The sequence below is a fragment of the Stenotrophomonas sp. Steno-Z4 genome, from assembly GCF_056393145.1.
Genome location: NZ_JBWJPC010000001.1, coordinates 580,044 through 594,584, shown reverse-complemented (window position 1 = coordinate 594,584; position 14,541 = coordinate 580,044). Strand labels below are relative to the sequence as shown.

At 66.7% G+C, this 14,541-nt stretch carries 15 protein-coding genes and 1 tRNA gene; 7 read left to right on the top strand and 9 right to left on the bottom strand.

Annotation, left to right across the window (positions count from 1 at the left end):
• The first annotated feature begins 403 nt into the window (after positions 1–403).
• Both AC06E7_RS02655 and AC06E7_RS02650 read left to right on the top strand, forming a co-directional pair.
• A complete protein-coding gene (locus tag AC06E7_RS02655; protein WP_478062855.1) occupies positions 404–1,396 on the top strand; it encodes a hypothetical protein in 993 nt (330 codons plus the stop codon).
• The gene (locus AC06E7_RS02650; RefSeq protein ID WP_478062853.1) at positions 1,396–2,835 is read left to right on the top strand and encodes an alanine/glycine:cation symporter family protein; all 1,440 of its coding nucleotides are present in this window, start codon (positions 1,396–1,398) and stop codon (positions 2,833–2,835) included. The genes AC06E7_RS02655 and AC06E7_RS02650 overlap by 1 nt, the downstream gene beginning before the upstream one ends.
• Positions 2,836–2,884: 49 nt before the next feature.
• Here AC06E7_RS02650 and AC06E7_RS02645 read toward each other — a convergent pair whose 3' ends face one another.
• From AC06E7_RS02645 to AC06E7_RS02630, 4 genes are all read right to left on the bottom strand, one after another.
• Entirely contained in the window at positions 2,885–4,306 is a 1,422-nt protein-coding gene (locus tag AC06E7_RS02645) for a M28 family peptidase (RefSeq protein WP_478062851.1), read from the bottom strand.
• Positions 4,307–4,559: 253 nt separating this feature from the next.
• Positions 4,560–4,964, bottom strand: a complete 405-nt coding sequence (mscL, locus tag AC06E7_RS02640; protein ID WP_184126686.1) for a large-conductance mechanosensitive channel protein MscL — start codon at positions 4,962–4,964, stop codon at positions 4,560–4,562.
• Positions 4,965–5,022: 58 nt separating this feature from the next.
• Positions 5,023–5,730 (bottom strand): fumarylacetoacetate hydrolase family protein, encoded by a 708-nt coding sequence (locus tag AC06E7_RS02635; protein ID WP_093533691.1) that lies wholly within the window; start codon positions 5,728–5,730, stop codon positions 5,023–5,025.
• A 113-nt stretch (positions 5,731–5,843) separates the two neighbouring features.
• Positions 5,844–6,119 carry a hypothetical protein gene (locus AC06E7_RS02630; protein ID WP_093533692.1) on the bottom strand — a complete coding sequence of 92 codons (276 nt, stop codon included), beginning with the start codon at positions 6,117–6,119 and terminating at the stop codon, positions 5,844–5,846.
• Positions 6,120–6,296: 177 nt separating this feature from the next.
• Between AC06E7_RS02630 and AC06E7_RS02625 the strand changes: the two genes are divergently transcribed.
• Positions 6,297–6,644: a Rieske (2Fe-2S) protein gene (locus AC06E7_RS02625; RefSeq protein WP_478062849.1), complete on the top strand. Its 348-nt coding sequence runs from the start codon at positions 6,297–6,299 to the stop codon at positions 6,642–6,644.
• Positions 6,645–6,736: 92 nt separating this feature from the next.
• On the opposite strand, the gene AC06E7_RS02620 is transcribed toward AC06E7_RS02625, so the two are convergent.
• The 4 genes from AC06E7_RS02620 to thiS form a co-directional block, all read right to left on the bottom strand.
• A complete protein-coding gene (locus AC06E7_RS02620) occupies positions 6,737–8,584 on the bottom strand; it encodes an SLC13 family permease (RefSeq protein ID WP_184126688.1) in 1,848 nt (615 codons plus the stop codon).
• A 27-nt stretch (positions 8,585–8,611) separates the two neighbouring features.
• The gene (gene trmB, locus AC06E7_RS02615; protein ID WP_314101895.1) at positions 8,612–9,346 is read right to left on the bottom strand and encodes a tRNA (guanosine(46)-N7)-methyltransferase TrmB; all 735 of its coding nucleotides are present in this window, start codon (positions 9,344–9,346) and stop codon (positions 8,612–8,614) included.
• Entirely contained in the window at positions 9,346–10,140 is a 795-nt protein-coding gene (locus tag AC06E7_RS02610) for a thiazole synthase (RefSeq protein ID WP_068853829.1), read from the bottom strand. Before AC06E7_RS02610 ends, trmB begins: the two co-directional genes overlap by 1 nt.
• Before the next feature lie 79 nt (positions 10,141–10,219).
• Positions 10,220–10,429, bottom strand: a complete 210-nt coding sequence (gene thiS / locus AC06E7_RS02605) for a sulfur carrier protein ThiS (RefSeq protein ID WP_320457611.1) — start codon at positions 10,427–10,429, stop codon at positions 10,220–10,222.
• 203 nt (positions 10,430–10,632) lie between these two features.
• On the opposite strand from thiS, the gene AC06E7_RS02600 reads away from it, so the two are divergent.
• The 4 genes from AC06E7_RS02600 (at position 10,633) to AC06E7_RS02585 (ending at position 13,665) form a co-directional block, all read left to right on the top strand.
• Positions 10,633–12,462, top strand: coding sequence for an autotransporter outer membrane beta-barrel domain-containing protein (locus AC06E7_RS02600; protein WP_478062847.1), 1,830 nt, complete (start codon positions 10,633–10,635; stop codon positions 12,460–12,462).
• Positions 12,463–12,604: 142 nt separating this feature from the next.
• Positions 12,605–12,678, top strand: a tRNA-Gly gene (locus AC06E7_RS02595).
• A 244-nt stretch (positions 12,679–12,922) separates the two neighbouring features.
• Positions 12,923–13,132 (top strand): hypothetical protein, encoded by a 210-nt coding sequence (locus tag AC06E7_RS02590; protein ID WP_478062846.1) that lies wholly within the window; start codon positions 12,923–12,925, stop codon positions 13,130–13,132.
• Positions 13,133–13,305: 173 nt separating this feature from the next.
• The gene (locus AC06E7_RS02585) at positions 13,306–13,665 is read left to right on the top strand and encodes a nuclear transport factor 2 family protein (RefSeq protein ID WP_478062844.1); all 360 of its coding nucleotides are present in this window, start codon (positions 13,306–13,308) and stop codon (positions 13,663–13,665) included.
• Positions 13,666–13,667: 2 nt separating this feature from the next.
• Here AC06E7_RS02585 and AC06E7_RS02580 read toward each other — a convergent pair whose 3' ends face one another.
• Complete coding sequence (locus AC06E7_RS02580; RefSeq protein WP_478062843.1) at positions 13,668–14,540, bottom strand: NAD(P)H-hydrate dehydratase; 873 nt, start codon at positions 14,538–14,540, stop codon at positions 13,668–13,670.
• Position 14,541: the final 1 nt, after the last annotated feature.

The window sequence follows — 14,541 nt, the reverse complement described above, 5'->3', positions numbered from 1 at the left end:
ACCCACCCAGTGCGGCGCCGTTGTCCGGATCACGGTCTGTTCCGTGGCGCTCACCGCGTGGGGTGTGACGAATCCCGGTAGCCCGGCCGCTTGGCCGGGCTTTTTTTATGTGCTTTCGCGGTGCGCGGGGGCGGAATGCGACATTCCGGGCCTGCGCAAAGGGGCTTGCAACGTGTGCGCGCAGTGACGCTTCGGGCCGCGCGTGATGCAAATCCGGAAGCGCGTTTCCTGCCGGGCATCCGCTGAAAAACGCCGTTGGCGTGATAGGCATTTTCGTGCGTGCGCCCGCGCACAGAACGCAAGATTCGCGTGATTTACCGATTTTTCCGAGATGACTTCCTGTGCAGATTGCCGGTGCGGCGGATTGGCCTGCCGCATCACTCTGTCACCAAGGAGGCATTCCATGACATTCGATGCGCTGCGTTCCCTGCGCCCGATTTCCTTCGCCCTGATCGCCGGCCTGCTGCCCGCTGCCGCCCAGGCTGCCGAGCACTCGCTGGACGGCGTCAATTTCATGGGGCCGCTGATCACCCCCAATCCGGCCGGCATGCCCAAAGGCAATCTCTTCATCGAGCCGTACCTGATCCGCATCGACAGCGACCGCTACTTCGACGGCGACGGCCGCCGGCATGACAGCGACGGCCGCAGCGCCGCGTGGCTGACCGTGGTGCCGATCGCCTACGGCCTGGGTCAGCGCGTGACCGCGCAGGTCAACCTCAGCGCCTCGCGCGCCGAGACCGGCAGCGAGCGCAGCCGCGGCTTCCGCGCCGGCGATACCACCGCCATGGTGCAGTACCTGCTGCAGGCGCCGAACGAAGACGGCACCCGCCCGGCCATTTCGGTGTCGCTGAGCCAGCGCTACGCCACCGGCAGCTATGACCGCATCGATGGCAACCCGCTCAATGCCCAGGGCGACGGCGTGCAGCGCACCACCTTCGGGCTCGGCATGCAGCAGGTGGTGTGGCTGCCCAACGGTCGCCCGCTGCGCTGGCGTGGCCAGCTCAGCGCCAGCCCGGCACCGGCGCGCGTGGCGATCAACGACCACAGCGTGTACGGCACCCCGGATGGCTTCCGCGGCAACATCGCGCCGGGTTCGCTGATCGGCCTTTCCGCAGCCGGTGAGTACAGCTTCAACTCGAAGTGGGTGGGCGTATTCGAGTTCGCCGTCAGCCGCCAGAGCGACCGTCACCTGAGCGGCTACGCGCCCGCTGCCGACGGCACCATGCTGCGCATCGATGAACGTCGCCCCGGCAGCCGCAACGTCACCCTCGCACCGGCGGTGCAGTACCACTTCAGTCCCAGCGTCGGGCTGATTGCCGGCGCGGAGTTCACGGTCGCGGGCCGCAATACCGGCAGCTACATCAATCCGCAGGTCGCCTTGGGCATGTTCTTCTGATGGGCCTCGATGAGATCGTCGCCCGCCTGCTGGGCATCGTCTGGAGTCCGGCGCTGGTCGGGCTGTGCCTGCTGGTGGGCCTGTACTTCAGCGTGCGCACCCGCTTCATCCAGCTGCGCGGGCTGCCGGAGATGCTCAAGCTGATGTTCCAGGGGCGCAGTTCGGCGGCGGGCGTGTCCTCGTTCCAGGCATTGAGCCTGTCGCTGTCCAGCCGCGTTGGCGTGGGCAACATCGCCGGCGTGGCGATGGCGATTGCCTACGGCGGGCCGGGTGCGATTTTCTGGATGTGGATCGTCGCCTTCCTCGGTGCCTCCAGCGCGTTCGTCGAATCCACCCTGGCGCAGATCTACAAGCAGCGCGACAGCAACGGCATGTACCGGGGGGGTCCGGCGTACTACATCGAAAAAGGCCTGGGCAAACGCTGGTACGCGGTGCTGTTCGCGCTCAGCACGGTGATCGGCTGCGGGCTGCTGCTGCCCGGTACGCAGTCCAACGCGATGGTCAGCGCGTTGGACGAGGCATGGGGCGCACCGGGCTGGGTTACCGCTGCCGGCATCGGCACGGTGGTCGCGATGGTGATCTTCGGCGGCGTGCGGCGCATCGCACAGGTGGCCCAGGTCATCGTGCCGTTCATGGCGCTGGGCTATCTGGTGGTGGCGGCCGTGGTGATGGCCCTGAACCTGGATGCGGTGCCGGAGATGTTCAGCATCATCCTGCGCAGTGCATTCGGCCAGGACGCCGCGTTCGGCGCCATGATCGGCACGGCCATCCAGTGGGGCGTGCGCCGGGGCGTGATGTCCAACGAAGCCGGCATGGGCAGCGGTGCGCATCCCGCTGCCGCAGCGGAAGTCTCGCACCCGGTGAAGCAGGGGCTGGTACAGGCCTGTTCGGTGTACATCGACACCATGGTGGTGTGCAGCGCCACCGCCTTCCTGATCCTGTCGGCCGGCACCTACAACGTGCATGACCCGGCCGCCCCGGCGCAGTGGATCGTGGCCAACGTACCGGGGCTGGAAGCGGGGCCGCGGTTCGTGCAGCAGGCGGTGGAATCGGCGTTGCCCGGGTTCGGGCGTTCGTTCATCGCCCTGGCGATCCTGCCGTTTGCCTTCACCACCATCCTGGCGCTGTACTACACGGCCGAAACCAACGTGGTCTACCTGCTGCGCAACCGCACCTCGCCGTGGATGATGGCGTTGTTCCGGCTGGGCTTCCTGGGCGCCATGCTGTATTCGGCGTTGAACAGCGCCACGGTGGCGTGGTCGCTGGGCGATATCGGCGTGGGCCTGATGACCTGGCTCAACATCATCGCGCTGCTGCTGTTGCAGAAGCCGGCCCTGGCCGCACTGCGCGATTACGAAGCCTCACGCGGTGCCGGAAAGGACCCGGTGTACCGCCCCGACAACATCACGCTGCCGGCCAGCACGGTGTGGTTGCGGTAACCCGAAACGGAAACCGGCGGCAGACACCGCCGGTTTCCCCATCATCCGCTTATTCGTTCGGCGGGGTGGTCGCCTTGGCTTCACTGCCGAAATTGCCATCGGCTTCGGCCGCCAGGTAGGCGAACACCGTGTACGCCGCCACGTTCTGCGCCAGCGCCGCCGGTTCGATCTTGTCCAGCGTGTCGTCGGCGGTGTGGTGCAGGTTGAAGTAGTCGGTTCCGTCCTGCGCCAGCCATGCCCATGCGCCGCCCTTGGCGGCCAGTGGGCCGACATCGGGGCCCGGGCCACCCTTGTCCGGGGCGTACTCGATGCCCAGCGGCTTGAGCACCTCGGCAATCTGGGCGGTCGCCTCGCGCGAACCTTCCGGGTTCGGCGAACCGGTGTTGAACGCATAGATGCGGCCGGCACCGAAGTCGCTCTCGGCGGCCAGCTGGTGCAGCACGATGTCCTTGGCATGCGCTTCGGCGTAGGCCTTGCCGCCGTACAGACCCTGTTCCTCGTTGGCGAACGCCACCACGCGGATGCTGCGCTTGGGCGCCTGCTTGAGCTGGCCGATCAGGTGGCCGGCGGCCATGGTCAGCGCCACGCCGGCGCCATCGTCGATCGCGCCGGTGCCCAGGTCCCAGGAATCGAGGTGGCCACCAATGACCACCACTTCCTTGGGCAGGCTGCGCCCGGTGATCTCACCGATCACGTTGTACGAGGTGGCGGTGCCATCCCAGCCGCAATCCAGGCTGAGCTTGAGCTTGGTCGGCCCCAGCGCGACCAGCCGCGCCAGCTGGTTGGCATCGGGCACCGACAGCGCTGCCGACGGCACCGGGGTCAGGCCGTCATCGAAGCGGGTGATGCCGGTATGCGGCACGCGGTGCGAATCGGTACCGGCCGAACGCATTACGAAGCCCACCGCACCCTTGCGGATCGCCTCGGATGGGCCTTTGCTGCGCACCGCGCCGCCCTTGCCGTAGTCGCGGCCGTCGCGATAGGCGGTCATCTGGTAATCCACGAAGGCGATCCTGCCCTTGAGCGAGCCTTCCGGCGCGGCCTGCAGCGCGGCCAGGTCGGCGAAGCGCACCACCTCGGCCTCGACCGTACCGCCCGGGCTGCCGCCCAGCGCGGTGATGCTCAGCGGCTGTGCATGCTTGCCCACCACCTGCGCGTGTTCACTGCGGCGTTCCCACTTGGGGAAGGTCACCGGCTCTTTCCACACCTTGTCAAAGCCCAGTGCCTTGAACTTGGCTTCGGCCCAGGCCACCGCGCGGGCGTCGGCCTCGCTGCCGGCAATGCGCGGGCCGATCTCGGTCGTCAGCGATTCGACCACCTTCCAGCCGGTGTCGTCCTTCAGGGCCTGCTCGCGCAGTTCAGCAGCGGTGGCCAGCGATTTCGGCGGCAGGGTGGTGGTGCCCGTCGCCGCGAACGCCGGGGCGGCCAGCAGGGCGAGGGAAGATGCGATGGCAAGGACGCGGCGACGCATGGGACGGACTCCGGGGGGAACAGGGCGGAAGCCCCCGAGCTTAGCAGCCTGCCCGCGCCGCACATGGGCGGGAGGTCATGGTTGGGCGGATGCTGTATTCCACCGGCGGGGCAGGGCGACGACCAACGGTCGTCGCCTACCGGCGCGGAGCGGTAGGTACCGACCGTTGGTCGGTACGCCATGCCAGGTAGGTACCGACCGTTGGTCGGTACGCCATGCAAAGGTAGGTACCGACCGTTGGTCGGTACGCCTTTTACCGCTTCAGGTTGTCCCGGATCTCCCGCAGCAGCACGATCTCTTCCTTCGGCGCCGCCGGTGCCGCTTCCTTCTTGCGCGCCAGGCGGTTGATCACCTTGACCACCATGAAGATCGCAAACGCCACGATCAGGAACTGCACCAGCGTATTGAGGAAATCGCCGTAGCCGATCACCACGGCAGGGATCTCCGTGCCATCGGCGGCCACGCGTGCCGGCGCCAGCGTCCACGCCAGTTCGGAGAAGTCCACCCGGCCAATGGCCCAACCCAGCGGCGGCATGATGATCTTGTCCACCAGCGCGGTGACGATCTTGCCGAACGCAGCACCGATGACCACACCGACCGCCAGGTCGATGACGTTGCCACGCATGGCAAATTCCTTGAACTCAGTCAGCATTCCCATCGGGTTCTCCTGTAGCGGGGATAGCAAAGGTCGCCGCAGCGTAACGCGGCGCGTGTCGTCATCCGGCGATGATGCCGTGGCGTTCGGCCACGTTTTCCAGGCGCGCGCTGAAACGATCGCCCGGCTTCAGCGCGGCCACGCCGGCCGGCGTACCCATGAACACCAGGTCGCCCGCACGCAGGGCCCACAGCTTGGACAGCTCGTGCAGGATCTCCGGCACGTTCCAGATCATCTGGTCCAGCAGTGACTGCTGGCGCACTTCGCCATTGATTTCCAGCGACAGGTTGAGCGCGGCAAGATCGCCCACTTCACCGGCCGGCACCAGTTCGCTGACCGGCGCGGAATGATCGAACCCCTTGGCCGAATCCCACGGGTGGCCCTTGGCCTTGGCCGCGGCCTGCAGGTCGCGGCGGGTCAGGTCCAGGCCTACGCCGTAGCCGAACACCAGCGCCTCGGCCTGGTCGAGCGGCAGCTCGCCGGCAGGCGCGTCACGACCGATCGCCACCACCAGTTCCACTTCGTGGTGAAGATCCTGGGTGGAAGGCGGGTAGGGGATCACATCGTCATGGCCAACCACGATCGCATCGGCCGGCTTGCTGAAGAACATCGGGCGGCCGCGGTCATCGGCGGCGGGCACGGCCGCGCCCATTTCCTTGGCGTGGTCGGCGAAATTGCGGCCGACACAGTAGATGCGGCGCACTGGAAACGTACCGCCACCGGCGACCGGAATGCGGGGTTGTTCGGGGGCCGGGATTACATCAGACATGCGCGCGTCCTGTGGGAAGGGGTCGCACGAGTGTATTCCGCCACGCCGCAAATCGAGTAGTGCCGACTGTTAGTCGGCAACCCAGCCAAACCCGGCAAACCGGCCAAACCCACTCAACGCGACAGCGGCAACGCCTGCTTGCGCACCACGCGGTACTCACCTTCCACCACCTGCGGATCGGCCGCACGCGCGGCCTGCTTCCGCGAAGCCAGCAGCTTCCACGCCACGCCGGCGATGATCATCGCCGCGCCCACGAACACACCCACGAACACCAGGGCGGCCAGGATCGCCAGACCCAACAGGCCCACCGCAACGCGCACCAACGGATGGCGCGGCTTGCGCGGCGCAAACAGGGAGCGGAACTGGTTGAACTGGAAGCGGTTGTACATGGCGGTTCTTTGGCTGAAGTCAGCGAGATGTCAGTATCCCGGCAGTCTTTTGTCATTGAGTGAAAAACTCGTTAAACCGGGCCTGCGTTTATTTGAAATCAATGACTTGTGTTCATCGCAGAGCCAGCCAGATGAGGGCGTGAGACAATCGCGCACCGTGCCCTGGATGCTGTTTCCATGTCTGTTTCCGATGCCTCCGCAACTGCCCTGATCGCCCTGGAACGTATTGTCGACGGGGGATTTGCCGAGGTGGAGGGATGCATTGACGGCGACCACGAGTCGCTGGTGCTGTACCGCGACGGCGACGATGTGCGCGGCTGGCTCAACATCTGCCCCCACGCCGGGCGCCGGCTGGATTGGGCGCCGGGCCAGTTCCTCAAGAGCAAGGCCGGCGAGCTGGTCTGCGCCGCGCACGGCGCATCGTTCTCGCTGACCGATGGCGAATGCGTAGCGGGCCCGTGCAAGGGCGACCGGTTGCGGAGCGTGGCGCTGGAAGTGCGGGACGGGCAGGTTTTCCTCGCGTGAGGCATGCCGACCAACGGTCGGCATCTACCCGTTCCATGCCGACCAACGGTCGGCATCTACCGGTAGGTACCGACCGTTGGTCGGTACACCACTCAGAACATCAGGTTGATCATCGCCACCACCACGATGGTGTAGATCAACGACAACGGCGCGCCCACCCGCCACAACTCGCGCGGGGTGTAGTTGGCCGGTCCGGTGATCATCGAAATCACCGGGTTTGAAGCGGTCATCAGGTTGTTGGACGCCGACAGCGCCACGATCAGCGCGAACGCGGTCGGGCTGCCTCCGGCCGCCAGCGCCAGGTTCACTGCAATGGGCACCATCACGATGGTCGCGCCTACATGGCTGATTACCAGCGAAAACACCGTGGTCAGAAGCGCCAGCGCGATCTCCAGCACCCACACCGGAATGCCGGTAGGCAGGCGGTCGATGGTGTGCCCGGCCACCCAGGCCGCCGCGCCGCTGCTGTCCATCGCCCAGCCGAGCGGAATCAGCCCGGCCATCATGAACACCGTCTTCCAGTTGATCGAGGCATATGCCTCATCCATGCGCAGCACGCCGGTGAGCAGCATGCCGGCCACGCCGGTCATCAGGGTCAATGCCACCGGCAGCTTCGAGGTCAGCGCGATCAGGATCGTGATGGCGAAGATCGACATGGCGATCTTGAACTTGTGCGGGCGCTGTTCGCCCTTTGGGTAATCGGTGACCACCACGAAGTCGCGGCTCTTGGCGGCCTGGGCCAGGTCGGTCCAGATGCTGTGGAACACCAGCATGTCGCCGGCGCGCAGCGGCACGTTGCGCACGTCCTCGCGGATCACCTGCTTGTCGCGGTTGATCGCCAGCAGGCTGATGCCGCGCTGCTTGCGCAGGCGCAGGTCCGAGGCGCTCTTGCCGATCACCTCGGAGGTGGGCGGAATCACCGCCTCGGAAATGCCCGCGCGGCTGGGGTTGAACAGGTCGCCCAGGTGCTTCAGCCGCGAGGACATGCGCAGGAACTGGTTCTGGGCGAAATCGCCTACCTGCTGGCGGCTGCCCATCACGCCCAGCACGCTGCCCACCCAGATCCGCATTTCCGCCGGCGGTGCCAGCCGGGTGTCATTGCCGGTCTTGAGCGCCAGCATCAGCGGCGCATCGTGCAGGTTCTCGGCCTCGCCCAGGGTCATGCCCACCAGCGGGCTTTCGGCGCTGACCACCAGCTCGAACACATCGCCCTCGATCCCGTAGGTCTTGGCGAAGTAGCTTTCCGTGCGGGCCGGGGTGACGCCGTCGTTGGCCAGCGTTTCTTCTTCCACCAGCTTGCGGTCGCCGAAGTAGCGGAAGTACAGAAGCGACGCGGCCAGCAGCGCCAGGCCGATTGGCAGCGGCGCGAACATGCGCAGCGGTTCGATCGTGGCCAGGCCCGAAGGAAGATTGTTGTTGGCCGAGGCCAGCAGATCGTTGAGCAGGATCAGCGGCGAATTGCCGACCATGGTCAGCGCGCCGCCCATCACGATCGCCGCGGCAATCGGCAGCAGCAGGCGCTGCAGGGTCAGCCCGGTGCGCGCCACCAGCCGCGAGGCCACCGGCAGGTACAGTGCCATCACCGATGGGTTCTGCATGAACGACGAATTCAACCCGGCAATGGCCGTGGTCATCATCAACAGCCGCGTCTCAACGCCATGCCCGCGCCGCAGCAGCCACGCCGCCAGCCGGTTCAGCGCCCCGGTGCGGTCCAGGCCGGCACCGAGGATGGTGGTGGCGATGATGCTCATCACCGCGTTACCCGAGAAGCCGCCGAAGATTTCTTCCGGCGCGATCAGGCCGGTCACGCCCAGCACCACCAGCACCACCAGCGCCACCACGTCGGCGCGGATGCGCTCGAACAGGAACATCGCCATCGTGAAGCCGACCAGCCCCAGGACGAGCTTCATGTCGGTGGTCAGCGTCAGCGTGGTGTCCATGGGGTAACGCGGTTCCTTGGATAGGGATCAGGTACGGTCGTACAACAGGTCCCACACCCCGTGACCCAGTTTCTGGCCGCGGGTTTCGAAGTGCGTCTGCGGCCGCCACTCCGGCCGCTCCACCTGCCCGCGCGGACCGGCACGGTTGACCAGCCCCGGGGTGGCGTCCAGCACCTCCCACATCTGCTCGGCATAGTCCTCCCAGTCAGTGGCGCAGTGCAGCCGGCCACCCACGCGCAGCTTGCGCACCAGCAGTTCCGCAAACGCCGGCTGGATCAGGCGGCGCTTGTTGTGGCGCTTCTTGTGCCACGGGTCCGGGAAATAGATGCGCACTTCATCCAGCGCGCCATCGGCGATTTCCTTTTCCAGCACCTCCACCGCATCGTGGTGGTACAGGCGCACGTGGTCGGCGTTGTCGTCGGCCAGTGCATTGAGCAGGCGGCCCACGCCGGGGGCGTGCACTTCCAGCCCGATGTAATCGCGGCTCGGATCCTGCTGCGCGGCAAAGCGCAGCGCGGCGCCGTTGCCGAAGCCGATCTCCAGCACCTTCAGCGCATCGCGCCCGAAGGTGGCATCCAGGTCGCGCGGCTCGCCGGTGAAGTCCAGCCCGAAACGCGGCCAGCGGTCGTCGAACGCGCGCTGCTGGGCGGGAGTGAAGCGACCCTGGCGCAGCACGAAGCTGCGCACCTCGCGACGGCCTTCGGTGACGGTGAAGGGTTTGGGCGGCGCCTTGGCGCCCGCGCTGTCGAAGGGATTGGTCATCAGCCGATCAACCCGTCCACCGGCGAAGACGCGCTCGCATAGCGCTTGCGCGGAATGCGCCCGGCCAGGAACGCCTCGCGCCCGGCTTCAACCGCCTTGCGCATCGCGCTGGCCATCAACACCGGGTTGCGCGCGCCGGCAATGGCAGTGTTCATGAGCACGCCGTCGCAGCCCAGCTCCATCGCAATGGCCGCATCCGACGCGGTGCCCACGCCGGCATCGACGATGATCGGCACCTTGGCGCTTTCGATGATTTCCAGCAGGTTGTACCTGTTCTGGATGCCCAGCCCCGAACCGATCGGTGCGGCCAGCGGCATCACCGCCACGCAGCCGATCTCTTCCAGCCGCTTGGCCAGGATCGGGTCATCGGAGGTGTAGACCATCACCTCGAAGCCGTCCTTGACCAGCGTTTCGGCGGCCTTGAGGGTCTGCACCACGTCCGGGTACAGCGTCTTCTGGTCGCCCAGCACTTCCAGCTTGGTCAGGTTGTGGCCATCGAGCAGTTCGCGCGCCAGCCGGCAGGTACGCACCGCGTCTTCGGCGGTGTAGCAGCCGGCGGTGTTGGGCAGGATGGTGTAGCGGTCTGGCGGCAGCACATCCAGCAGGTTCGGTTCGCCCGGGTTCTGCCCGATGTTCGTGCGGCGGATCGCCACGGTCACGATCTGGGCCCCGGCCGCCTCGGTGGCGATGCGGGTTTCGTCCAGGTCCTTGAACTTGCCGGTCCCGGTCAGCAGCCGGGAAGCGTAGGTCTTGCCGGCGATCACCAGCGAATCGGGGGAAGAATGAGCAGTCATAAGCGAATTATCACACAGCCCACTGCCGCACAGACCCGGTAGCGCCGGCCGTTGGCCGGCCCACGCGGACCGTGAATCGTCACCCGCCGCCCAACGCGTGCACGATCTCGACCACGTCGTCGTCCTCAAGCACGTGGGTCGCGTGCAGGCTGCGGGTAACGATTTCGGCATTCACCTCCACCGCCACCCGGCGCTCGGTGAGGTGTTCGGCCTGAAGCAGGTCCAGCACGGTGGCACTTTGCGGAAGCTGGCGGGGTTCGCCGTTGAGCGTGATGTTGACGAAGTTCATGGCGCGATTGTCCCCCAAAGTCGTCACTTCTGCGTACCCTTGCGCCCCCACCGATGCCCGTCCCGGCCCTTGGTGTCTGACGTCTGCGTGCCCTTGGCCCCGGCCATGCCGCAGCGCAGCGTGATGTCGCCGGGGTGCAGTGGAACCATGGCACCGTGCGCCGCCGTACGTCGGCCGTCATCACCCAAAAAGGAGTTTTTTCCATGCTGCTCAGCAAGCGTCCCCTGCGTTCCCTGATGGCCGTGGCCATCGCCCTGGCCGCCGTGCCGGCAATGGCGCAGTCGCCCTATTCGAAGACCATCTTCATCGGCGACAGCCTGACCGACCAGGGCTACTTCCGCCCGCTGCTGCCGGCCTCCGTGCAGCCGGTCACCGGCCAGTTCACCACCAACCCGGGTTGGGTATGGGCGCAGTACGTGGCCGACTACTACGGCACCAACGCCACTGCGCACGGCAACGGCCAGAACGGTGACAACTACGCCATCGGCGGCGCCCGCGTCGGCGTGGACACCACCCAGACGCTGGCCCCGGGCACCCCGGCCATTCCGGTCTACTCGCTCAAGACCCAGACCGCGCAGTACCTGGCCGCCAATGGCGGCAAGGCCGACGCCAACGCCCTGTACACCGTGTGGGGCGGCGCCAATGACCTGTTCGCCATCCAGGCCGGCGCACCGCTGCAGGCCACCCTCGGCGCGGCCGTGACCGACCAGGTCGGCATCGTGGGTACCCTCAAGGGCGCCGGCGCGCAGTACATCGTCGTGCCGACCCTGCCCGACATCGGCCTGACCCCGGCCGCACGCGCCGGTGGCGCGCTGGGCATGGCGCAGGGCACCGCGCTGGCCAAGGCCTACAACGATGCGCTGTTCGGTGGCCTGAAGGCTGCCGGCCTGCAGGTCATCCCGGTGGATACCTTCCACATCCTGCAGGAAATCGTCGCCAGCCCGGCCACCTACGGCTTCATCAACGTCACCAGCCCGGCCTGCACCACCGCCTCGTCGCTGACCTGCAACCCGACCGCCTACGCCAACCCGAACGCGGCCAACAACTACGTGTTCGCCGACGGCGTGCACCCCACCACCGCCACCCACCAGATGCTGGGTGAGTACACCCTGTCGATCCTGGAAGCCCCGCGCAACCAGCAGATCCTGACCCACTCGGCGCAGACCGTGGGCCGTGCGCGCGCCGACCAGGTCAGCGGGCACCTCGACGGCCGTCCGGCCGATGGCCTGAGCTGGTGGGGTGGCCTGCGCGGCGACATGCAGCGCTACGACCACGCTGACCTGTACGACGGCCTGGCCCCGGCCGGTCTGTTTGGTATCGACTGGGCCCACGACGGCATGGTCGTCGGCGGCTTCGCCGGCTATGGCCGCATGGATGCCGACTTCGGCAACAGCAAGGGCGATTTCACCCAGTCCGACACCACCCTGGGCCTGTTCGCGGGTTGGTACGGCGAGAAGACCTGGGTCACCGGCCAGATCAGCTACAGCTGGCTGGACTATGACGTGACCCGCCGCGTGCAGCTGGGCCCGGCCGAGCGCACCCACACCGGTTCGCCGGAAGGCAGCAACCTCACCGCCGCCCTGAACGCCGGTTACGAATTCGGCACCGAAGGTGGCTTCCGCCACGGCCCGGTGGCCGCGGTGATCTGGCAGCAGGTCAAGCTGGATGGCTACGTGGAATCCAACCCGAGCGCCACCGCGCTGGGCTACGGCAACCAGGACACCGACTCCACCGTGGGTCGCATCGGCTGGCAGGCCCGCTTCGACGGCGGCAGCGTCAAGCCGTACGTGCAGGTCACCTACGACCACGAGTTCGAAGACGGCAAGCAGGCCAGCGCCTGGCTGCAGACCATGCCGGACGTGGGCATGTACAAGGTGCCGGGCCTGGAGTTCGACAAGAACTACGCCACCGCCGTGCTGGGTGCGCGCATGAGCCTGTTCGGCCTGAACAGCAATGTCGGCATGAGCACCACTGCGGCACAGAAGCGGGCACGCGACATCAGCCTGTTCGCCACGGTGAGCGGCAGCTTCTAAGCCGGAAGCCGGCGGTGCACGGCCAAATTCGCCGTGCACCCACCCGGTAGGGCACGACCGTTGGTCGTGCCGAAAGCAACGGGCGGCGCATGCCGCCCGTTGCCTTTTTACCGCTCCGGCGCATAAACTTGCCCGGCACCAAGCGGGTGTAGCTCAATGGTAGAGCTGTAGCTTCCCAAGCTACTGACGAGGGTTCGATTCCCTTCACCCGCTCCATCGGTTGCTTCGCAACCCGATGAAGCGTGGCGGCATGCCACCAGATCCCCGCGGCTGTCGGCGCGGCCCCTTGACTCAAGGGGCCTGTTACTTCGATCTGTTTTTCCTGACGCGTTCTTTTGGCATCGCTATCGACAGTTGATCCGGCTGCGACCCTTCGGTCGGCGGCATCTTCTGTCGGATTTACCTCTCGATCGCCTGGTGGTAGTCGGCCACCATGTGGGCCATGGTCTGGAGAGGCGTGATGACTGTAAAAACACGTTTTGGCGCCTTCATTCGGGGCTATTGCTCTGTGATCGAGCTGCAGCCCACGTCGTCGCGCAAAGCGGCCAGAGACGCGATCATCGATGCGCAGGCAGGCAATCTGTATGACGTCTGGTCGCAGGTGGGCGACCTGCTCAGGGAGGCGCAATGTGAGTCCTCACGGCAGAAGAAGAGAGACGGGGCACCGTAGGGTCGGATCCCGATCGACCGCCGACCCTGTCGACCAGCACGACAGACGCATGACCTCTACCGCAGCCCCTGCCTTCGCGCTGACACTGCGATATCAATCTTCTTGCGCCGCATTAACCCGGTTGCGGTAACCATCCACCCGTCGGCGTCCTGCGCCATCGGTGGAGCATCCCCATGCCTGGTACCAACAAGTCCATCCTGCTGCAGGCCAACGAGGCCATCGTTGCGGGCGACCATGAAGGATTCCTTTCCCATTGCACGGACGACATCCGCTGGACGACGGTGGGCGAGGGTACGCTGGAAGGCAAAGATGCGGTTCGGCAATGGATGAAGGGCGCCTACGCCACCCCACCGCAGTTCAAGGTTGATCACCTCATTGCCGAGGACGACACGGTGGTAGCGCTCGGCACCATCGTGGCCAACGGCGACGGTGGCCAGCCAACGGACTTTGCCTACAGCGACGTGTGGCGGTTCCGGGACCGGAAGATGGCCGAACTGCGCGCGTTTGTCGTTCCAACAGGGAAGTCGCGGTAGCCCTAACTGTCTGCGCAGTTGAAGCGTTGCAGGATTCCCGGAACCTGCAGGGAAATCTCCCGGGCGAGGAAGCCCAATGGACCGACCGACCCGGCAAGCAGGCGACCGGCCTCGCCATGCGTCCACACGCCCCACAACGCAGCCTCCATTGGCGTCGCGCCACGGGCGGCGAAGCCCGTGATGAGCCCGGCGAGTGCATCACCGGAACCGGAGGTGCCGAGGCCGGGACCGCCACCTTCGTGGAGCCACGCCTCTCCATCAGGCCCGACGATCAACGTGCGCGGTCCCTTGAGCACTACCACGCTGGAGGTGTCACCCGCCATCTTGACGGCATGCTCCAGCGGGCTGCGCTCCACGTCTTCTTTGCGCCCGCCACACATGAACGCCATCTCGCCTGCGTGAGGGGTCAGGATGAACGGCGCGCCCGCACTGGCACACACGCCGCCGTTGAGCGCACCCGCGTCAAGAACCACAGTCGCCTTCATCTGATGCAGCCGCGCCGTAAACCGGGTCAGGAAGGGCGTGGCGCGCATGCCCGGCCCGACGAGGACGGCATCGCACTGCTCCAGGGCGGCCTGCAGGGCAGGACTCCCGGGCGCTATCTCGCCGGTGGCGTCCTCCGGCAGGCCGATTACCAGCGCTTCGGGAACAGCCACCCCCAGGGCAGTGGCACAGGAACGCACCGTCGCGATCTGCAGCTTGCCCGCCCCTGCGCGCAGCGCCGCCTCCGCAGCCAGCAGCGCCGCGCCGGGAACCTGCACGGAACCGCCCACGACGCACAGCCGCCCGCGGTCCTCTTTGCTGGTGCCCGGCGCCGGCAGGGGCATTGCCTGCAGCGCGGCCGGGGTCAGGTCACGAACCACAGGCCGGTCCATC